Raw genomic sequence first — 22,052 nt, 5'->3', positions numbered from 1 at the left:
AGGAGCAATTGATGGCCAGCCAAGTTTTGGAACTAGGTGCGATAGTCACTAGAAATATCGCTTTGGGAATTGCTGACATATTGTACGCCGAACGGTCAGAGCCAATGGCTCCGGAAGACAGCGGATGGCAGTTTACCGAAGGATCGAAAGATCAATCCAATTTTGAAAATGCCCAAATTTGGACTGTGCATGAAGTTATCGAGTCCGATAGCACTCTTCGACCGTTTATCGATTATCCTGTGGGCACTCGAATTTTGCGAAACTCGAAGGAAGATGCTTGGACGCTTCTGGATGACTGATAAGCGAAACACTTTGCAAACCCTCTTATCCCGTTAAGGCATCTTCACCGGATCGTTACCCGGCAATGCGTGACTTATCGGCACACCGTACGCGAAGATTCACTGGCACAAGATATTGATGTTGCGAGGGAAAAGTGTGATTTTGGGGTGTGGCAGCATCTCAATCAGAAATGACCCGCAATCCGGCCTCGCAGATCGCCAGTACGACGCGGAGCAACGATGCCTATGCGTGGACCGGTCATGCCAATGTCGATCGCAATTACACGACCAACGGGCTCAACCAGTATACCGCGGCGGGTCCGGCAAGCTTCACCTACGATGCCAATGGCAACCTCACATCGGATGGAAGCAATACCTACGTCTACGATGTGGAGAGCTTCCTGAATTTCTTTTTGTGTGCGTCGCCGGGCCCCTCCGAAACGCAATTCGTGCTACCCCACCCACCCCATTTGGGGCCTGATTGGACAGCCGGAAAATAACGATCCTGCCATCGCACTTCGCAGTTCAAATTTCCCTACCGTGTTTCCGACCCAGTTTGGGTAGAGATTGGGTTATGTGGCTTTGGATAGGGAAGGGAGTCCGTAAATCATTGCGTCACATCGGCTTTTGTAATCGCTTCTGCTAAATTCGTAATGATGGGGTCACGTGTTCGAGTCACGTAAGCGCACCACCAATTTCAGTAGGGAAATTCAGCGCTCTAAGGCGAAGGGCCATTCGGCTGGTTGCGCGCTTTGGGTGCTGCTTGGGTCGCTTTGGGCAGGAAAATTGCTCGGACCCAACTCAATCCCACTACAGCTTTGACGGGCGATCAGCTGTGAGATGAAGGAGCATAACTGGGCCGGCTACTGACCGTCTGCTATTGTCATTAAAATACTGGAAAACGGTAATCGGAAGTGACCCTCAATCCCCAACTTCCTGACGACCCAACTAGTAACCGGGTGAAAGCCGCCTGCAGAATCCTTCTGTAGCCACCATCGCAATTACAGTTGTTAAGATCGGGCGTTTGCGCGAGTGTGATGCCATGTCGCTCTCACTCAGAGGTCTGTTGATCGCTTTCCCGATCGTAGCGCTCATCATCGGGGGTATAGCTTTCTTTACGTACAGATCCGCGATCGCGGAGTTTAGGGCCGACGCTGCGTCCGAACTTCTCGTCTCGAATAGTGCGGTGGCAGACAAACTTGGTCAGGACCTCGGTCTTGTAGCTGAGACACAGCGCAAAGCCGCCGAGTTGATGAAGCAGCGGCTAAGCGTCGAAGAGACAACTTCTTTCGAGACTGTTTTTACCCGGGCTGCGGACGGAGCCTACCACTCTCGCGCGCAATTGTGGGACGGGACGGAGTTGCCGGGCTCAATTGGGTTGCGCGGGTTCGGCGGGTTTGTCGCGCCTCAATTGTCGAGCGAGCGGCGCGCAACCGTGATGGCGGCATTCGATACGATCAAAGCGATGTCCGGCGGACTACCGAGTGACATAGAGAGCCTTTATTTCTTCTCGCCGTTCAACGACCTGCTGATTTACGCCCCGACCCGTCAGGACCAGCTTGGCTTCTACCGCAAGGCGCCGGCCGACTTCGGTTTCCAGGATGCGGAATTCAGCACGATTACCTCGCCGCGGGAGAACCCGGAGGGCGAGATGCGTTGCACCAGCCTGCAGCAGCCGATCTATGACACAACAGGCCAGAACTGGACGACCGGTTGCATGCTGCCTTTTCGGGTAGACGGCAGGCATCTGGGTGCATGGGGCATAAGTATTCCGCTCTCCAATCTCACCCGGCGCCTTCAAGCCCCGCTTAACGGTGCCACCACTGTAATTGCCAGTAGCGATGGCAAATTGATCCATCACTCGGCCTTGGCTGAGGGTAGCGTGAACGGTCTTGCCGCGAATATCGATCTTTCCGCATCTGGCGATCCGATGCTGCGCGGCCTCCTCCCCTATCTTGATCGCGGGATTGAACAGAGGGTCGAATATTCGCAAGCGCTGGGCGCCTATGTCGCCGCCGAGCGGCTGGAGGCTCCAGACTGGACCGTCTTTACCATCCTTCCGGACGAAGCCCTGAGCGATCGCGCCTGGGCGATTGCCCAGCGCGTTATCCTCGTGGCCTTTGCCGGTGCGCTGCTTATCGGCATCATCCTGACAGCGGTTTTCCATCGGACCGTCGCCATGCGGATCTCCAGGCTCGCCGACCGGACCAACCGTATTGCCGAAATCGGCGACACGGACGGAGTTGAAAGCAAGGGCGATGAGATTCACCAGCTCAAACGCGCATTCGACAAAATGGAGGACCGCCTCGATCAAGCCCGTTCGCGCGAGAGCCGTTCTTTCGATGCACTGGTCGATGCGGCCAGGGGCTATGCGATGGTCCTGTTTGACGGCGACGGTGTGCTCGTCAGAGCGAACGAGGGGGCGACACGCCTCTTCGGACAGAGGGCAATCGAGCAGCTTGCAGCTGAATTCTCTCAATCGGAAGGCGGGCTTTCCAAGGATGGGAAGCGCTCGGAGACGCGAATGCGCGAGCGAATCCTGGATGACGGTACCGCTGCATGGCTCGAGGAGACATTCATCCCGCTTGACGATGAAGCCGGTGAGACTTTTGGCTTTGCATACATCGCGCACGACCTCACCAGCTTGCGCAATGCGCAGCGCGAGGCTGAAAATTCATTCCTCTATCTCGAAATGGCGCAATCCAGCGGACAGGCAGGCCATTTCGCGCTCGATCCGCAGACCATGATGATCACCATCTCGCCCTGGTTACGAGACCGCCTGGGCCTTGAGGAGGCGGTGTTGCATCTGTCGGCGGTGCCGGCGCTGATCGACGAGGAATACCGTGAAGCGACGATGGCCGATATTGCTCATGCGATTGAGAGAAAATCCGATTTCTCGTTCGAGACGATCGCGGTCGGTGCCGACGGCAAGCCTTTTCCCGCACTTCTTCGCGGCACGACAGTTTTCGATGAGGGCGGCGAAGCCGGCAAATCGAGGCTCATCGGATATTACGGGATTTTGCAGGACATTTCCGAGCAAAAGGCCAGTGCGCAAGCTCTGGTCCGCGCACTTGAGGCCAAGGCCGAAGCGCGCGCACGCAGCGACATTCTCGCGGTCATTTCGCACGAAATACGCACACCGATTTCCGGCATCCTGGGCCTTATCGACCAGATTCGCCGTGAAAGGTCGGATGCCGAGCGAAGCAGGGCGCTGACCCTGATCGAGGAATCGTCCAACGTGCTTTTGGAAACGCTCGATGCGACATTGAATCGGACTAGGAACGAGCGGGATCGCCTAGAGGAAACAGAAGTCGAATTCGTCCCGATGGCTCTTGTCGAGCGCGTGGCCGGGCTTTTCCGCCCGCTGGCTCGACGAAAGGGTCTGTCAATCGATCTTGAGCCAGCTTCGCACGAGACCACCATCGGAAAGCCGGGGCGCATCCAGCAGATCATGGCGAACTTCGTGTCCAATGCGGTCAAGTTTACCTCGGCCGGCCGGATTACGCTGGCCTGCACAGGCCCTGAGGGCGATGGCGTGACGTGGACCTTCTCAGTTACGGATATTCGAAGGCACTGCCTTTCGACAATAGATGCCTCGAAGCGAGTTCGTTACGGTTTTCGTTCGATCTGAATGCGGTTTGCCGCCGAGCCTCGCGTCTCCGTTGCTGTGGGAGCGTGACTCGGGAGCTTCGCCCCTGCGATGCGCGAAGCGGAATCACTTGCTTAACTCGATCTTCCGACCTCTTGCCGTGTGGCCGCGATGGACCGGAATTGGCCTGCAGGGATGGAGCGCAAATTTCGGGTTTTTGGCGAGGGTTGCGGCGGTTCTCGATACGGATCGAGACAGGCTGACGAACGAGCAACACAAAGCCGTTGAGGGTAACTTTTCAGAGAGTTGGGTGCCGGCGACAACTTTCGATAGTCTCAAGCCAAGAGCGGTCAGTCGGCGATCGATCAGGAATTCACAAAACACCAGATTCAATTGTCTTCTCGTTGAATCGAAAAAACGTGAAACCACCAAGAGTGTGGGTTGGCACACGCATTTATATCAACCTGGACGATGCCCTGGCAAAGTACCCGCCTCGGTCCGAACCTGAATAGGTTCGCGACTGGCCGCAGCGGGATGTTTTTGTGTATACGACACTTTCCAAACTATTCTGACAAACGCATTGAAATTTTTTTTTACGCTGTTATATAGATGTTGCCTGACGTCGTTTGCGACGGATTATGATTGCCGCAGTCAACGCACAAGCGTGAGGTCGGCACCACTTCCTTTTCATGCACTTTGGCTCCGCACCGGAATGCGTCCGTGCGGATGATTTTTTGTACGCAAGGAAAACGGATTGGCGAAGGAAGAGCTCATTACGATGGAGGGTGCGATCGACGAGATCCTGCCCGATGGACGCTTCGGCGTTATTCTCGATAATGAGCATCGCATCATCGCCTACACGGCCGGGAAAATGCGCCGTTACCGTATCCGATCGGTCGTTGGTGACCGCGTGCATGTCGAGATGACGCCTTACGATCTGACCAAGGGCCGGATCGTCTTCCGCGAACGGACACCCGGGCAAGGCCCGGCCGGTGGCCGCAAGCGCGGATACAGGCGCTGACACTTTAGAAGGCGGCGGGAAAACCTGCCGATAAACAACAAATGAATCAAACAATCTCGCGCGATACACCGCGCCACAAACTTTCGTTGCGCTACGGCGCAGCACATTCGCCAGCGTCGACCGATCTTGCCCCGGTTGCCGCCATGATTCCGGCCATAGAACTGCGGCGCCTCGTCGCGACAATGGTCGACTGACATATGCCCTTACCTCTGCGGCCATGCGCTAGCATTCCCGCCCTTGCAGGAGAACTGACATGGACCTGAACCGCGAATACGCAGCACATCAGTGTGCGCTCATGAGCGCCGATGTCGCCGCGAATGACGACGATCGGTTTGCGAAGCTGGTAAAGGCATCACGCATTGCCGGACGTATCAGTGACTTTCAGCACAGGCTCGGTGCGGCCGCAGCGTGTGCGTGGAGTAAGGCGCAATTTGCTAATCCGGTACAAATCGACGCGGGAACAGAAGCAATTATATAGTAACTTCTCAACCTGCCATACCAATCCTGCTCTCGTTGAATTTCGACCGGTATCGACGCTGGGTACTAAAATCCTATCTTTCGATTTTGTACCTTTAATACGACGAATCCTTTCAATTTACGACTTGACGCACGACCTCGGCTCGCAATTTCGCGAGTCGACCAGACCGTTTCTTGAAAGGAAGCGAAATGACAATCGGTACTGTAAAATTTTTCAATGGCGACAAAGGCTACGGTTTCATCCAGCCTGACGATGGCTCTGCTGACAGCTTCGTGCACATCTCTGCTGTCCAAGCGGCGGGTATGACGACGCTCGATAAGGACCAGCGCCTCAATTACGAGGTCGAGACCGGCAACAATGGTAAAGCCAGCGCTGTCAATCTCTCGGCTGCCGACTGATCGACTGATACCCCGGATCACCTGCTCGGTGGTTCGGGGTAATCCCGAATTTCTCCATCGAAAGACAGCCGCCCATGACACCTACCTACGAGTTTCTCATGACACGGGCAACGGAATGCGCGGCCCAGGCGAAGTTAGCCTCTCTCGATAACGTGAGGGCGAGGGCACTGCGTTCCGAAGCAGCGTGGCGACAGATGGCAGAGCGGACGCGCCGGATGGAACTGGAGCGTGAGAAAGCGCGGCTTGAGCGGGCATCCCGGCAAATTACCGGTCAATTGGACTGAGATTCGCGGATCCAATCTGGAGGCATGCAAAGTTGTGTTTCCGCAATACAGCCATGAGCAGGCATGCTATGTATGCATAATTGCAGCAGGTGATCTTGGGCGGCTGCGACTGAGAGACACGTGTTGCGCTCCCGCTTAACCGCGCAGATCGCCCGTGAGCCGGAAACATGGTCCGTAGGGCTTCCTGAATTTCTTTTTGTGTGCGTCGCCGGGCGAACGGCGCAATTCTTCACACGCCCCTCCGAAACGCAATTTGTGCTACCCCACCCCGCCCATTTGGGGCCTGATTGGACAGCCGTAAAATAACGATCCTGCCATCGTACTTCGCAGTCCAAATTTCCCTACCGTGTTGCCGACCCAGTTTGGGTAGAGCTTGGGTTATGTGGCTTTGGGTGGGGAAGGGAGCCCGCAAACCGTTGCGTCACATCGGCTTTTGTAATCGCTTCTGCTAAATTCGTAATGATGGGGTCACGTGTTCGAGTCACGTAAGCGACCCCACCTATTTCAGCAGGTAAATCGAGTGAATCAAGCAGAACGGCTGTTCGGCTGGGTGCCTGCTTTGGTGAGTGAGTCCCCCAGTGGACCGGCATTTGCCTGTTCTGTTCGAGATCCAAAAGTCAGAGAAAATGACGTTCAGGATGGCATTCAACGACGACAGCCCCCGCTGACACAGCCAACATTTGCGGGCCAAATCCCAACCGTGCGAAGCTGCCTTCCATTCATCGTGTGGCCAATAGGGGAATGTGGGCTGGTTCCAGACTGGCAGTTTACGGCCGCGACTATTCGAAAGCGGATGCGCGTTTGGCAATGCGGCGATGGCGTTTACGCATACCAATAACCGCGCCATCGGAACTAAGTTGGTATGATATACAAGGACTTTGGGGGCACAGGCCAGTCTAGTCGTCGGCCTCGGCGCTTAGATCCATCCTGACAGGCGTGAACAGGATGACCGCTCCTTCAGCTCCATAGGCGCCCCGCAGTTGAACAATCGCAGCCACCACATCCTCCGTTTCGCCGCGGTTCGAAATGAACCTCGAAATGATCCGGCGAGCTTCGCCGCCAGCCATGGCCTCTTCAAGTTCGGATTTGAAAATCAGCCGCTTCTCTCGGGTTACCAGATCGACCAGCCTTGCGCCGTGCAACCGACTTTCAGGCAAGCCCAGAAGGTCGCAGAAGGGCTCGTCCACCATTTCGATTAGGCCGCTTATGGATACGTGCACGTAACCGATCCCGCTGTGAACCGCCATCGCCTGCAGCAGGGCTGCCTTGACGTCGGCCAGCCGGTGTCGCTCCACCTCTTCGGTGATGTCTCGAAACATCAGAACGTTGCGTCCATATAGCGGGAAACTCTGCAGCCGTAGCCAGCTGCCCTCGCGCAAGGGTGACGGAATGTCTGCCTGGGTGGACTCGTTTGCTTGGACCGTTCGCATCAAATGAACGTCGAGCAAGGTGCCGCGCAGTTGCGGCAGGCAGTCATACAGATTGCGTCCAACGCATTGCGCGCTCGAATTGCGGCAGGCAGCCGCAGCGACCCGGTTCATCGATTCCACAGTCAGATCGGTATCGCAGATGATGACCGCCTCATCGACCCATTCCGCCAGTTCGAACGGATCGGCCTCCGCCCTGGCGGCGTTTTGACCTGTGTTCATCTGCACAAACTGGTCGATGCCGACCATTGCATGGGTAATACGGCCGTGATTGGTCACAAAAACCGGCTTTACTAGCGCCTCGTCTCGCCATTTCGAAAAGGAACGGACGAAATTCGCAGCCGGTACGCCGACATCACCTGCGGGTTCGGGATCGGTCACAAGCCGCAAAGGCCCGGGCTTGCCGCAGTCGCTATGGCTACCAATTTTCCGCTGGACGCCTTTGTTTGGCATTGGTTCCTCCCCACAGGAATGCTGTCATACGCAGTATAATATACTCTCCAATCCCTTAATAACAAACTACTATACTAATTGCTAAGATATCCTTCGCAATTCCGTAAATTATGTAATTCGTTGACTGAACCTGATCTGCAAAAACAATCGGTGAGGCATTGAAACGACTGCCCAGGTGCTCAAAACCCGCCGTTTGTCGCGGATTGCGCCACGTTGACGCGCACTCTTTTCCCGATCGCAGAAAGTAACGCATTTTCTGTAATTTCGACTTTCTGCCTTGTTCCAAAAACTTAAGTTGGCCCCGGTAGCCTCATCTGCGCTCGACAAAGAAAAACCGAGGTTGCGAGCACTGTAAAGAGAGAGGCGCACACGATGATGAGTAGAAATGCCAAGCTGCATATTACGCTTCTAGCGACAGCAGCATTCGTCATGGCAGGGGGCGCTCCCCAGATGACCACATCCGCCCACGCTCAGGCATTGCAGCCGGCAGTCGATGTCTGTACCGGCATCAGCCTCGATCCGTCAGCCGTCACCGACATTGTGGGCGACGTCGCAGTCCCCACCGCCACCGCTGTCGAAAACCTGTACAGTGCGCTGCTGAACGTCTCGATCCTCGGCGCACCGATCCTCACTCTCGGCGACGTAGAAATCGGCGCGGCGGATACGCTGCAAGCCTATGCCGACGGCGATCCGATCGCGCTGCGCGTGGCCGATACCAGCGGAACGCTGCTTGCCGCAGACTCTCCCTGCAATCTGACCGCAAACAGCTACACCCTGACCGACGAGGCGGGCCTTGCGATCGGGGGCAACCAGATCACCGGTCTTGGTAGCGGCCAGGTCGCATCGGCCGGTGAACTCGATGCGATCGCCTTCGGTAACAATGCCAAGACCGCTGCTGGCGCAAATGGTGCGATCGCCATCGGCACCAATTCGAGCGCGACAGTCGCCAACAGTATTGCGCTGGGCAACGGCTCGCTCGCCGATCGGGGAGCCCTGACCGGCTATAGCGCCTTCGGGCTGACGGGCACGAATAACTCTGTGGGCTCGGTCTCGGTCGGCGCGTCGGGCAGCCTGCGGCAGATCACCAATGTCGCGGCTGGCACACAGGCGACAGATGCTGCGACGGTTGGCCAGGTTCAAGGTGCGGTCGCAGCGCTCCAGACGGCCCTCGGCAATGGCGTGCAATATGATACTGCGGCGCAGACCAGCGTGAGGCTCGCCGGGGCAGGCGGCACGACCATCTCCAATGTGGCCGATGGTGAGCTGAGCGCAGGCTCCAGCGACGCGGTCAATGGCTCTCAACTTTTCGCGACCAACCAGCAGGTGGCGGCCAACACCACCGCTATCGGCAGCCTCGACGACCGGATCAGGATCAACGCCGAGGACATTTCCGGTCTCGACAATACCGTGACTACGATCGACACCCGCGTTACGCAGAACACAACCGACATTGCCGCGCTGCAGACTTCGTTGGGCAACCTGCCGATTGGCTACGTGAGCGACAGCAATCCCGGTGTCGCCAGTTCCGTGCCCACTAACAGCACGGCCCTGATCGGCGCTGCTCCGGGGGGTGTCACGCTGAGCAATGTCGCTGACGGTCAACTGGCCGCAGGATCGAGCCAGGCTGTCAACGGTAGCCAGTTGTTCGCGACCAATCAGCAGGTCGATATCAACCGCGCCGGAATTCAAGCCAATGCGGATGCCATTGCAGCGCTCGGCGACACGAGCACGGGCGACCCGCTGGGGGTGCTTTATGACGATGCAACCCGCACATCGCTGACGCTGGATGGTGCAGGGGGCACAACTGTGGCCAATGTCGCCGCCGGTGAACTGAGCGCCACTTCGGACCAGGCCGTGAATGGCGCGCAGCTGTTTGCCACTAATCAGGCAGTCGCAGCCAATAGCGATGCGATCGAAAATCTGGATGGGCGCGTCACGGTCAATGAAACGAATATCGCCAATCTCGACGATCGCGTGACCATCAACGAAGTCGCCATTTCCGATTTGGACGACCGTATGACGGTCAATGAGGGCGACATCACCAACCTTGATGCGCGGGTCGCGGTGAACGAAGGGAATATCTCCACGCTCGACGATCGCGTAACGGTGAACGAAGGAGATATCACGAACCTCGATGCGCGGGTCACCGATAACTCGACGCAGATTACGCTTGTGCAGAACCAGCTCTCCAATCTCCCGCTGGGCTACGTCTCGGATACCGATCCGGGTGTGGTCAGCGATACGCCGACGAACACGGCGGCGCTGATCGGCGCGGGCGGAAATGCGGTCAGTCTGACCAACGTGGCGGCGGGTACGGTTGCCGCGGGGTCCACCGACGCGGTCAATGGCGCGCAACTCGCGGCGACCAACGGCGAAGTCGTACGCAACCGCGCCGACATCGACCGGAACACCGCCGATATCGCCACCATCAACAACAATCTATCGGGTAGCACCGTGGTCGCGGTGCAGTATTCGAACCCGGACAGTCCGAATGTAAGCAATGGCGGTACGGTGACGAACGACGTCGCACTGGTTGGCGCAGATACGACCACCCCGGTCGCGCTCCACAACGTCGCCGCCGGAATGCACAGCACCGATGCGGTCAACCTGGGCCAGATGCAAAGCAGCATGGCGTCCGCAATGGCCGATACCCGTGCCTATACCGACATGCGCTTCGGCGAGTTGCAGGCCGGCATCGCACAGCTGGACTTCGACATGAGGGAAGCACGTCGGGATGCGAATGCAGGGACCGCCAGCGCGATGGCCGTGTCGGGTATTCCCCAGACGATCACTGTTGGTCGGTCGATGGTCGGCGGCGGCGTGGCCCACTATCGCGGCGAGACCGCCTTCGCGCTCGGCATGTCGACCACTCTCAACGAGGGCCGCACCGTGGTGAAAGCCGGAGCGACGATGGATACCCGAGGCAATGGCGGTGTGAGCGCCGGGGCCGGGTTCAGCTTCTGAGCAGAAATTCCCCCTGAAGGCTTATGAGAAGAAGGCCGCAGCACCATGTGCTGCGGCCTTCTTTCTTACTGCGTATCAGCCGAAGTGATCACGACTGAGCCTAAGGACGGTCGCATCGCTCCCGTTGGCGTTGCTCGTCACGGCGATGCTTGCTCCGGAGCGATCGGCTGTGCGTTCGAAACCTATCGCAACGCGCGGAGACATGTGGCCCGAAAAGTCGATCTCGCGGCTCGTGAAGCTCGGCGATCTGTTCGCAGTATCATACCCTGATCCGATCGTCATTTAATCGGCTCAGCCCATGCTGTTCGATGAGGAGGATATTCAGCGCCCCCGCTACATCTGCCGTAGCCAAATCCGCGAAATGTGTATGCTTGGGACATCTCCATGAACGATACATCTCTGCCCTGCAGGGGCCGTGCCCTGCCAAGTCTGCCAGACCCCTGCCACTGTAGTCGTTGACATCGAAGAGGTGCCTCTCTACCAAGCCAGCAAATGATAATCATTCGCATTAGTAACAGGGGTTTTGCCGCGATGGGGGCTGTTTTGGGTGTTCGATCAGGACTATTTTCTGCTTCGAGTTTGCGTGCTTTGGTGCTTTCGGTCGCTGTCGGGACTATCGTTTATGTGAGCCCTGCTGCTGCACAGACAGAGGATCAGGAGGCAGCATCCAGCAACCACGAAGGAAGGAGTTCCGCGCAAAACGAGCGGGCGGACATTGTTGTCATCGGTTCCTATACCACCGACGATGAACTGGAATCGGCCACTGGCCTTGGTCTTTCGATCCAGGAAACACCGCAGTCGGTGACAGTGATGACTTCGCAACGGATGGAGGATCAGGCGATCCGCACCCTGTCCGATGTGGTCAATAATGCCGCCGGGGTTTCCGCCAGGGCCTACGATAGTTCGCGCAACGGGTTTTCTGCACGCGGTTTCAGCATCAGCAACTACCAGATCGACGGCGTGCCTCTGCAATGGGGCGCGGGCGATTCGGCTGGGGAATCATTGCTCGACATTGCAATTTACGAACGTGTGGAAATCGTGCGTGGGGCTACAGGTCTTTTGACCGGTGCAGGCGAGCCGTCCGCCTCGATCAATCTGGTCCGCAAACATGCTGACAGTGATCGGCTAACCGGCACCTTTTGGGTCAGCGCCGGGCGCTGGGATGCCTATTCGGTGATGGGCGACATCAGCACACCGATTACTGCAGATGGCTCGGTTCGGGCACGCGCTGTGGCCAAATATGCCGCAAATGACAGCTACGTCGACCTGCTGCACGACAAGAAGCTGGTGCTGTACGGTGTTGTCGATGCCGATATCACGCCTGGCACGAAGCTCAGTTTTGGCGCGAGCTATCAGGATAACGATCCGCGCGGCACGCTATGGGGCGGTCTGCCTGTCTGGTATGCAGACGGATCGCGCACAGACTGGGCGCGTTCGAAGACCGTGGGTGCCGATTGGACCAGCTGGGCGTCGACCAACGAGACCTACTTTGCCAACCTGACGCAGGAGATCGGGCCGTCATGGTCAGTTGAACTTTATGGCTCGCACTCGGTCAATAAGGGCGACTTGCGCCTGCTGTATCTTTCTGGCCAGCCCGATGAGGTCACCGGCCTTGGCATGGGTATTTCGTCCTATCGTGCGGATACCGAGCGCTCGCAGATCGACGTCGGCTTTCGCGCCAAAGGCACATATCACCTGTTCGGGCAGACGCATGATCTGGTCTTCGGAGCCAGTTATGCCAGGCAGGATTACGACTCGCTGACCTATGCCAACGATCCTCTTCCGCCTGTGGGCGACTTTAATGGGTGGGACGGATCCTATCCGCAACCCACATGGGGAGCTTCGACCCAGGTTGTCGATATGCACACCAGCCAATGGGGTTATTTTGCCGCCACGCGTCTGTCATTTAGCGACTCGCTGAAGGTTATCGCAGGCGGTCGCCTCTCAAGTTGGGAGCGCAAGGGCCTCAATTATGGTGCGAACCTCGATTTCGGGGATGACAATCGCTTCCTGCCTTATGCGGGCGTTCTCTACGATGTCGTTCCGAACCACACCGTTTACGCAAGTTACACCAAGATTTTTGAACCGCAGAACAACCGAAACCGCGACGGCGACTATCTGCCTCCCGTTACTGGCGAGAACTTCGAAGCTGGCCTGAAGAGCAGCTTCTTCAATGGTGCGCTCAGCACGGCACTGTCGGTTTTTCACATAAAGCAGGACAACCTGGCTCAGCCTGATGGCGGACAGACTGTTCCGGGGACCACTCCACCTGCACAAGCCTATTATCCCGCCAAGGGGGCGACCAGTACCGGCTTCGAGGTGGAGGCCAATGGTGAGATCCTTCCCGGTTGGTCGGTCGCTGCCAATTACACCCAGTTCAAGGCGGAGGACGCGAATGATGAGCGTATCAACACGCTCTATCCGCAAAAGCTTCTACGTGTGTTCACGACTTATCGGTTCGAGGGGCCGCTGAGCGGCCTCATGGTCGGTGGCGGAGTTAATTGGGAAGACACCAGCTATACCGACACTGTCAATCCGGTGACAGGCCTGGAAGAGCGGCTGGAGGTGAAAAGCCATGCCCTTGTCAACCTCATGACCCGCTATCAGTTCGAAAATGGCCTGTCGGCTCAGCTCAATGTCGAAAACCTGTTCGACAAGTCCTATTATTCGCAGATCGGCTTTTACAACCAGCTTGCCTATGGTGAGCCGCGCAACGTAACGCTGACATTGCGTTATCAGTTCTGATCGATCGGGTTGATCTGATGGCGGCGAGCAAGGCGACCGGAGCCCACCGGACCAATGGCTGGAACATCGCGGCGCGAATAGTTGCCGCGATACCGGCAAATTATCTGCTGACATCGCTGGCAACGGCCTGCTTTGCGCGGTTGTTGCCAATGCCTCCTGCAGAGGCGACAATTGCTGCGACGCTGCTTTCCTTTGCGTTATTTGCCGTGATTGCACTGACTGCGTTCGGCGTGCGCTCGGTAGCTGTCCTGTGGCTCTGGATGCTTGGCGCAGCGGTGGTTTTGGGGGGCATTTTGTGGCTGTCGATCATGGCCGGAGGTCGGCTGTGAAGGAGAGCCTTCGCCAGTCTATGGCTTTGCTGCACACGTGGGTCGGCCTGCTGTTCGGCTGGCTGCTATTCGCGATGTTCGCAACAGGCACCGCAGCCTATTTCGAGGCAGAGATTACCCGCTGGATGCAGCCTGAAATTGTCGGCAGCAGCGATCCTGTAACGGCGGCGGAAAATGCAGTGGAATTTCTCGGGCAAACCGCGCCAAATGCAGACAGCTGGATTATCACGCTTCCGAACAGCAGGAGCGCAACGACACAGCTTTTCTGGCAGCCCTCCGTGGAAGAAGGGCAATCCTATAGCAGCGCCCTTCTTGGTCCCGATGGGAAGGAAGTCACCGCGCGCGAGACGAATGGAGGCTACTTCCTCTACCGGTTCCATTTCGACCTGCATTATTTGCCTGTCACCTGGGCGCGTTATCTGGTCGGCGTTGCGGCGATGTTCATGCTTGTCGCAATCCTGTCAGGCGTCATAACGCACAAGAAGATCTTCGTCGATTTCTTCACGTTGCGCTTCGGAAAGGGCCAACGAAGCTGGCTCGACGCGCATAATGTGACGGCGGTTCTGGCTTTGCCCTTCCACCTGATGATTACCTTTACCGGGCTCGTGACGCTGGCGACGCTGTACATGCCGTGGGGAATTGCTGCCAACTACACCGCGCCACAGACCTTCTTCGAAAGCCTCTTCTCATCGCCGCCAGATGTCCAGCGCGCCGGCAAAAGAGCTCCTCTGGCACCTGTCGAGGCGATGATGCACACCGCCTCATCCCAGTGGAACGGGGCGATGCCCGGCTCCGTTAACGTCACCAATCCAGGCGATTCAACCGCGACAGTCACGCTCGGAAGTTCGTCCGAAGATGCGATCGGGGCACGGGGCGAAACGCTACGCTTCGATGGCGCCACCGGAAAACTGATCCAGGCCGGATTACCCAAGGGGCCAGCGCTCAAAACAGAGAGTGTGATGATCGGCCTGCATGCCGGGCGGTTTGCCGAATGGGGCTTGCGATGGCTCTATTTTGTCTCAGGGCTGGGCGGTACGATTATGGTCGGTAGCGGGCTGGTCATGTGGACCGCCAAGCGACGGACACGCCTGCCCGATCCGCAACATCCGTATTTCGGATTCAGGCTTGTCGAACGGCTCAATATCGCAGCAATATCGGGATTGGGTGCAGGCATAGCTACCTATTTCCTCGCCAACCGTCTGCTGCCTCTCGGTATGGAGCAGCGTGCCGACTGGGAAATAAACAGCCTGTTCCTTGCCTGGGCAGCAATTGCTCTATGGGGAGCGATCCGCCCCGTTTGCCGCGCATGGGCTGAAACGCTTGCGGCAACTTCGGCGCTGTTCCTCGCCATTTTGCCGGTCGATACCATCACGACATCGCGGGGCCTGTTTGTTAGTCTGTTGGACCACGACTGGGTCTATGTCGGCTTCGACATCGTCATGCTGCTACTCGCGGCGGGATTCGGATATGCAGCGCGCAAGGCGTGGGTTGGAAAAACCTCGGCAGAGCCTCGCAAGCCGCGGCGGACGTTGGAAAGAAAGTCGGCATGACCCACATCCTTGCTGTACTATTTTCACTGGCTGGCCTCGCGGCACTTGCCCTGTCGATGAAGCGGCATCAGCGCGACATTATCGGCCGCAGACTGTCTGAAAGAGATCAGAGCCTCACGCGGGCTGCAGGGTGGTTTTCAATTACAGCCAGTCTTGCGCTCGATATGGTTGGCTTCGGCCCCGCTTATGGCACCATTGCATGGTTCGGGCATATGTCCATCGCGGCCTGGATCGTTGTCGCCATGCTTTGCTGGCGCGCGCGCCTCAATTAGCGCAATCGGATTTCCGGCACTATGCTGTCTGGGCGTAGATTATGCTCGTAACGTCACCGCGCGATCCACCCAGAACTTTCACACAATCTATGCGCTGCCAGAAACAACCCAACCTCATCGAGGTCATATCTGCCTTTGTGTGGGTCAAAGAGTTTCCAGAGAATCCCATATGGCCTGGACTATTGGTCGTAAATTATTGCGTGACTTGTAAATTCTGATCGAAACTTCTGTTTGCCAGCGGCTCTCAATCAGGCGCAATTTGTTGGTCTCACCCCGCCAGGCAAAGGTGCTGTCTGGCAACCAGCATAACCCCATCCCAAACGAAGCGGCAGTCCGAATGCTTTCGGCCAACGACGCACGGTAGCGTACATTCAACCGGTTCTGGAACGGTGCATTGGATATGATTCCACGCACCAGTTGCGACATCAGCGTCGTTCCCGAATACGCGAGGTACGGAATTGGCAGCCCTCGTCGTGCATCCAGATCCAGATCGGGCGCGTTGTTATGAATGAACGGTCGTATCTGATCGCGGCCAATCAACTTACTTTCGAATGCACCAGAATCGGCTGCTGCCGAAAGCCCGCCGCGACTGTAGCTGACGAAGAAATCAGATCTGTTTTCGGCCAGGGCGACGAGATATTCATCCACTGTGCGGGTTTCGGCAACGACAGAGACTTCGAATGGCCCGAGTTTCCGCTGTAATTCAGCCAGCATACTGGGAACGAAGTAGAGGGCCAGCGTGTGAAGCGATGACACGGTGATCGTATCACGGATGCCTTGTGTCAGTTCTTCCGATGTTGATCGCGCATCATATGATTGGCGTATGATATCCTGAGCGGCGCCGTAAAACTCGCGTCCGGCAGCTGTTAACCGGATCGGGTGCTGCGTTCGATCCAGAAGGGTAACCCCGACCCATTCCTCAAGCGACTTCACCCGACGACTAAGTGCGGATTGGGTTATACGGCGCGCGTCTGCTGCGCGGGCAAAGTGTCCCTGTTGTGCAACACATACGAAGTCTTCCAGCCATTTCAGTTCCATAAATTTGTTAATTATCTGCATCTTGCGATTCTGTCATCAAGGATCGCGATTTTTGAATTTGCCTATGGAGACAGAGCTCCTTCACCAAAGCAATCAAATGTCGTGCGCTAGGGGATATATGAGCAATAGTTGCGTCAGGCACGGCTGTAATTTTCGAAATGGGGGATACCTATGAAAAAACGTTTGTTCCTAACTACCTGTACTCTCGCGATGTCGGCGGTCTATGCAACACCGACATTTGCACAAGATGCAACGAATGGGCAGCCGCAGGATAGTCAACAGGGGGCTTCATCGGCGGGCGCTGGCGAAACTGATGCGATCGTTGTGACGGGATCCCGCATCCGCCGTTCGGACGCGACTTCGGCAATTCCGCTGAAAATTCTTGGCCGCGAAGATATCTCGGAAAGTGGCACGACCAGCATTGCGGAAATTGTTCAGGAAATCCCCGGTGTGGATTCGGATATTTCGCCTGAAAGTTCGAACACCAGTGTGCAAAATTCGGGTATTAGCTCCGTCAACCTCCGGCGCTTGGGTAGCAACCGGACACTGACGCTGATCGACGGTCGCCGGGCTATTTCGAACGCAGGCAATGGCGAACGCGTCAGTCTGTCTACGATCCCGGCGGGCTTTGTCGAATCGATCGAAGTGACGACCGGGGGTGCCTCGGCAATCTATGGGTCAGACGCCATTGCAGGTGTCGTGAACATAATCCTGAAGAAAGACTGGGAGGGGTTCGAAGCCAATCTCCGGTATCTTGCGCCGGAACGCAGTGGCGATAACGAAATCGACGCTGACCTTACGTGGGGCAAGAACTTTGCCAATGGCCGGGGCAATATCCTGGTCGGTGCCAGTTTCGAACACCAACGCGCGATCTATGCCGATTCAACCCGGCCCGAATCGATTGCTGCACTAACCTGGGATACGCCCGGCTATGCTGGCGCGTTCAATGATGAATCGGTGTTCCCTGGTTGTGAGAGCGGTGGATATTGTTTCACTCCCAGCCTCAGCTCCTATCTCCCCGGCGGTCGCTTCGAATCCGACGACGCATGGAATATCGGCGGCGTCTGGTACAACGATAAATCGCTTCTGCCCGATGATGGTCGACCAGCGTCAGCCGGGTTCGAAACCTACCCCGATGGTTTCAACTATCGCCCCGGTCAGACACTGTCGCCAGAATATCTGATGGCGTCCGGCGCGGTGAAATTGGAATACGAACTGACACCGAGCGTCAACGTGAGCGCCAGCGTCATGTACACTTACAATTACACGCGCGCGCGCAGCTCGTCTGAAGCCGCCATTTACGGTGACGAATATGCGCGGCTCGATGCCAATGGCAATGCACTGCGGGATTCGAATGGAAACGTAATCTACGGCGAGCTTCCGCAAATTGCGGCCAACAATCCGTTCATTCCTGATGCAGTCGAGGAAACCCGTTCGGGTACCGTGAGCTGGTATCGTCGCTTTGCCGAACTGGGCTGGGACGAGAAAATCAACTTTCGCGATACGCTACGATCCAGCCTTGCACTGAATGGCTCTGCATGGGGCGACTGGCAGTGGCAGGTTTCCGGAACATACGGCACCTACAAACAGCATCAGCGCGATACCAACGAAATCAATCTTCAGAATCTCGCTTATGCTCTGGACGTCGAATCCGATGGGGCAGGGGGCTATCAGTGCGTCGATGCCACTGCCCGTTCGCAAGGGTGTGTGCCGATCGATCTGTTCGGCGAGAACTCGATCACGGACGATATGGCGAATTACATCCGCTATAACGCCAACCTCTATCAGAAGCGTGAGCAGATTACCGGTCTGGCCAGCGCTAACGGCACTGTGCTGCAACTGCCCGGCGGCCCTCTGAAGGCGGCTGCTGGTCTGGAATATCGCCGGGAATATCAGAAGACCTGGGGGCAGGATGGCGATGTCATCATGGCCACAACGTCGACAGGCGTGCCGGACATCGAAGCTCATTTCGATGTTGTCGAAGCGTTCGCTGAACTCGATATCCCGATTACAAGCCGTCTTTCATTGCAGCTTGCAGGCCGTGCCGCCGATTATTCGACAGTCGGTGGGGTATTCAGCTACAACGCCGGTGGGAGCTGGTCGCCCAGTTCCAGCATTCGTTTTCGTGCACAGTACTCGCGCTCACAACGCGCCCCGACGCTGACTGAGTTCTTTTCGCCCCCGCGCGGCGATTACGACAGCGTTCGTGACCCATGCGATGGCCTGATGCCGGATGGATCGGGCGTGACAGCACCGGCAGGCAGCAATACCAGCACCGCAGTGCTGGCTGCCAACTGTCTGGCTGTTCCGGGTATTCAGGCCTACTTCGCCGACCCGGCAAATGCCGGGCAGCCGTTTGAATTCGATGGCAGCATCCGTGGTCCAAACCAGGGTAATAACAAGCTGAAGGAAGAAACCGCAGATACCTATACTGCAGGTGTGGTCCTGACTCCGAAGATCATTCCGGGTCTGTCATTGATTGCAGATTATTATCAGATCCGTGTGCGGGATGCGATTGGATCGATATCCAGTCAATTGACCGCAGACCTGTGTTATACTGCTGATAACTATCCAGATAACCGTTTTTGTGATGTCATTTCCCGCAATTCGCAGACCGGCACGATCAGCCAGATCATCAATCAGGTGGAAAATCTCGACAGCTACCTGACCGAAGGGGTGGACGTTACGTTCAATTATGACTGGGCGATCTCCGGTATTCCCGGTCGGTTTGGCGCTAACCTGATCTATACTCACTATTTCCGGGATGAGTTCACATATCAGGGTATCGCCGGACTCGAAACTGAGGACTCATTGGGAGAAATCGGCAAACCCACCGATGAATTCCGCCTCAAACTCGGATGGAGCGACCGGAATATCCGTATCAGCTGGACGACGCTCTATCGCAGCGGTGGAGTGGACGATAATCACGTCGCGCCTACCGATTCCGAGTACTTCAAGGTCGGCGGACAGGCATATCATAACCTGTATATGTCCTATACGCTTCGCAATCGCCCCCATATCAAAATCTACGGCGGCGTGAACAACGTGTTCAACGATCTGGGGCCGTTCATTCCGTCGGGCCTGAACTACGGTAGCAGCCGCAACATCGTTTCGGCGCTGAACGATCTTGATGGACGCGAATTCTACGTCGGGGCGCGTTTCCGCTTCTAAAACCCGAATGCCAGAATGCCGGGGCGGTCAAAACGGACCGCCCCGGCATTTGGATTAATGCCATAAATCATGGAGAGTGTTTTGCGTAAGATGTTCTGCTGCATTTCGGCGGTGTCTCTGGCATGGGCTGCAACAGCGCTGGCACAAGATCAGGTGCCTCAGCAGTCTGAGGCAGAACCGACCGAACGGCGGCAGTTCGGCAAACATCTGTTCCTCGAAAATGTCCCTGAGTCCGTTCTGTACGATGGCCAGAACGTCGCCCGACACATGCGGACAAGCAACAGTTATTCTACCCGTGGTTGGACGCATGATGGCAAGGCTATGCTGTTTGCCGATCGCGGAAACCTCTATCGCCGCGCGACGCGTAACGCCGATTATACCGAGATACTCGATCTGCCCGGCTTGAGCCTGTCAACTGCGCGCAATGCAATGGTGTGCGATCGCGAGGGCTATGTTTTCACCAGCGACAAAGACGGTGACGAGTACAGCGCTGTCTATGTTACCGATGGCAGATCGCACGATGCCGTAAAGCTGTCCCCGGGCCGCTCACGCAACGTATCTCTTCTCGTTTCCGATCAAATGGACAAGATCGCCTATGCAAGTGCAGAGGCTGGCACTGGCATGTGGAGCCTTATTGTCCAGTCGACATGTCCAGATAACGAGACTGGCATTCTGGAACGCAGCAATATCCCTTTCTATCCCGATGACTTCAGTCCGGATGGCACACGCTTGCTGGCAGAAGGCCCGTCAGAGGGTGGTTTTAAACTATCTCAGATTGAACTTGCCAGTGGGAAGGAGACTATCCTGATCGAAGCCGATGAGGATATCAAAGATTCCTACTACTCTGCCGATGGACGGTATGTCTTCTTCACAACCAACGCTTTCTCCGAATACGTTGAACTGTTCCGCCTCGATCTCGAAAATCGCGAAATATTACCGGTGCTGAGCAATGTGGGCTTGGACATCGATTCCATCGTCATGTCGCCAGATCGCAGCCGTATGGCTGTATCGTTCAATCGCAGCGGACTATCCACATTGGTAGTGTTCGATACCAAGGCTCTTCGCCTGATCTCCGGACCTTCCGAAAAATCGCTGGGTGTGATCGGTGCGATGCGCTTTTCGCCCGATGGAAAGAAACTCGCGTTGAGCGTGTCTCAACCCGATGTTCCCTGGCGTTCGGGCATCTATGATTATCGCGACGATAGCTTCGAAGTCTGGACCGGGGGCTTCCGGCCCGATCAGAAAATCGCCCGGATGACGCCGGATATTACTACGTTCCCGACGTTCGATATGGACGGCGATAAACAGCGTCGGATCCCTTTGCTGGTATATCGCCCGGATGCTGCGTCTGCCGATCACCCTGTCCCTGTGGTGATTTTCGCTCACGGAGGGCCAGAATCCCAGTCGCGACCGAGCTTCAGCCGCTTTTACCATTATATTGCGACACAAATGGGGATCGCAGTCCTCCGACCGAATATCCGCGGGTCGGAGGGATATGGAAAAACCTTCGAACAGTTGGATGAAACCGTGAAGCGCGGCGATGCGATCAAGGATATCGGCGCATTGCTCGACTGGATCAAAGAGCAGCCCGATCTCGATGCCGATCGCGTCGTCATTGCCGGTGGGTCTTACGGTGGCTTCGTGACTCTCGCTTCGCTGGTTGCCTATCCCGACCGGTTCAAAGGCGGAATTTCTCGCTTCGGAGTAAGCGACTTTGCATCGTTTATGGCGAATACCGAACCTTATCGGGTCGACAATCGGCGCCGCGAATATGGCGATGAACGCGACCCCGAAGTCGCAAAGTTCTTCCAGCAAATGTCCCCGATGCAGAATGCTTCGCGCATTCGCGCGCCCGTGCTGTTCATTCAGGGAGGCAACGATCCTCGCGTACCCCAGCAGCAATCCGAAGACATGATTGCTGCCATTCGGGCGAACGGCGTGCGTGTTTCCTATGTCCTCGCTGACAATGAAGGGCATGGTTTCAAGAAAAGCGAGAACGCCCGAGTTTCCGACGGCGCGCAGATTGCGTTTTTACGAGAAATGCTGCTGCAATAA

The 22,052-nt window shown here is 56.6% G+C and carries 16 protein-coding genes; 14 read left to right on the top strand and 2 right to left on the bottom strand.

The features are described 5' to 3' along the window. Nucleotides 1–11: 11 nt before the first annotated feature. The 7 genes from CV013_RS15075 (at nucleotide 12) to CV013_RS15050 (ending at nucleotide 5,764) form a co-directional block, all read left to right on the top strand. A complete protein-coding gene (locus CV013_RS15075) occupies nucleotides 12–299 on the top strand; it encodes an immunity protein Imm33 domain-containing protein (RefSeq protein ID WP_102156519.1) in 288 nt (95 codons plus the stop codon). A gap of 170 nt (nucleotides 300–469) precedes the next feature. Next, the gene (locus CV013_RS15070; protein WP_102156518.1) at nucleotides 470–778 is read left to right on the top strand and encodes a hypothetical protein; all 309 of its coding nucleotides are present in this window, start codon (nucleotides 470–472) and stop codon (nucleotides 776–778) included. A gap of 686 nt (nucleotides 779–1,464) precedes the next feature. Next, nucleotides 1,465–3,909 carry a PAS domain S-box protein gene (locus tag CV013_RS15065; RefSeq protein ID WP_190276560.1) on the top strand — a complete coding sequence of 815 codons (2,445 nt, stop codon included), beginning with the start codon at nucleotides 1,465–1,467 and terminating at the stop codon, nucleotides 3,907–3,909. A gap of 712 nt (nucleotides 3,910–4,621) precedes the next feature. Next, on the top strand, nucleotides 4,622–4,888 hold the full coding sequence (infA, locus tag CV013_RS15060) for a translation initiation factor IF-1 (RefSeq protein ID WP_102156516.1): 267 nt from the start codon (nucleotides 4,622–4,624) through the stop codon (nucleotides 4,886–4,888). A 41-nt stretch (nucleotides 4,889–4,929) separates the two neighbouring features. Beyond that, nucleotides 4,930–5,082 carry a hypothetical protein gene (locus CV013_RS15915; RefSeq protein ID WP_232806609.1) on the top strand — a complete coding sequence of 51 codons (153 nt, stop codon included), beginning with the start codon at nucleotides 4,930–4,932 and terminating at the stop codon, nucleotides 5,080–5,082. Nucleotides 5,083–5,141: 59 nt separating this feature from the next. Then, entirely contained in the window at nucleotides 5,142–5,366 is a 225-nt protein-coding gene (locus CV013_RS15055) for a hypothetical protein (RefSeq protein WP_102156515.1), read from the top strand. A 188-nt stretch (nucleotides 5,367–5,554) separates the two neighbouring features. After that, nucleotides 5,555–5,764 carry a cold-shock protein gene (locus tag CV013_RS15050; protein ID WP_102156514.1) on the top strand — a complete coding sequence of 70 codons (210 nt, stop codon included), beginning with the start codon at nucleotides 5,555–5,557 and terminating at the stop codon, nucleotides 5,762–5,764. Nucleotides 5,765–6,944: 1,180 nt separating this feature from the next. On the opposite strand, the gene CV013_RS15040 is transcribed toward CV013_RS15050, so the two are convergent. Then, on the bottom strand, nucleotides 6,945–7,928 hold the full coding sequence (locus CV013_RS15040; RefSeq protein WP_102156512.1) for a PAS domain-containing protein: 984 nt from the start codon (nucleotides 7,926–7,928) through the stop codon (nucleotides 6,945–6,947). Nucleotides 7,929–8,378: 450 nt separating this feature from the next. Between CV013_RS15040 and CV013_RS15035 the strand changes: the two genes are divergently transcribed. From CV013_RS15035 to CV013_RS15015, 5 genes are all read left to right on the top strand, one after another. Further along, nucleotides 8,379–10,892, top strand: a complete 2,514-nt coding sequence (locus tag CV013_RS15035; RefSeq protein ID WP_102156511.1) for a YadA family autotransporter adhesin — start codon at nucleotides 8,379–8,381, stop codon at nucleotides 10,890–10,892. Nucleotides 10,893–11,471: 579 nt separating this feature from the next. Then, a complete protein-coding gene (locus CV013_RS15030) occupies nucleotides 11,472–13,637 on the top strand; it encodes a TonB-dependent siderophore receptor (protein ID WP_232806608.1) in 2,166 nt (721 codons plus the stop codon). 17 nt (nucleotides 13,638–13,654) lie between these two features. Then, on the top strand, nucleotides 13,655–13,966 hold the full coding sequence (locus tag CV013_RS15025; RefSeq protein ID WP_102156509.1) for a hypothetical protein: 312 nt from the start codon (nucleotides 13,655–13,657) through the stop codon (nucleotides 13,964–13,966). Beyond that, nucleotides 13,963–15,516 carry a PepSY-associated TM helix domain-containing protein gene (locus tag CV013_RS15020; protein ID WP_102156508.1) on the top strand — a complete coding sequence of 518 codons (1,554 nt, stop codon included), beginning with the start codon at nucleotides 13,963–13,965 and terminating at the stop codon, nucleotides 15,514–15,516. Before CV013_RS15025 ends, CV013_RS15020 begins: the two co-directional genes overlap by 4 nt. Continuing rightward, nucleotides 15,513–15,788, top strand: a complete 276-nt coding sequence (locus CV013_RS15015) for a DUF3325 domain-containing protein (protein ID WP_102156507.1) — start codon at nucleotides 15,513–15,515, stop codon at nucleotides 15,786–15,788. Before CV013_RS15020 ends, CV013_RS15015 begins: the two co-directional genes overlap by 4 nt. A gap of 144 nt (nucleotides 15,789–15,932) precedes the next feature. Here the strand turns inward: CV013_RS15015 and CV013_RS15010 are convergent, their stop codons facing one another. Next, nucleotides 15,933–16,847, bottom strand: a complete 915-nt coding sequence (locus tag CV013_RS15010) for a LysR family transcriptional regulator (protein ID WP_102156506.1) — start codon at nucleotides 16,845–16,847, stop codon at nucleotides 15,933–15,935. Between the two features lie 150 nt (nucleotides 16,848–16,997). Here CV013_RS15010 and CV013_RS15005 point away from each other — a divergent pair, with 150 nt between their 5' ends. Next, nucleotides 16,998–19,997 carry a TonB-dependent receptor plug domain-containing protein gene (locus CV013_RS15005; RefSeq protein WP_102156505.1) on the top strand — a complete coding sequence of 1,000 codons (3,000 nt, stop codon included), beginning with the start codon at nucleotides 16,998–17,000 and terminating at the stop codon, nucleotides 19,995–19,997. Nucleotides 19,998–20,087: 90 nt separating this feature from the next. Then, complete coding sequence (locus tag CV013_RS15000; RefSeq protein ID WP_223805396.1) at nucleotides 20,088–22,052, top strand: alpha/beta fold hydrolase; 1,965 nt, start codon at nucleotides 20,088–20,090, stop codon at nucleotides 22,050–22,052.

The organism is Tsuneonella flava (genome assembly GCF_002870965.1).
Taxonomy (GTDB): Bacteria; Pseudomonadota; Alphaproteobacteria; order Sphingomonadales; family Sphingomonadaceae; genus Tsuneonella; species Tsuneonella flava.
Note: the sequence above shows the minus strand (reverse complement) of the source record. Positions and strands in the feature narration are given on the sequence as shown.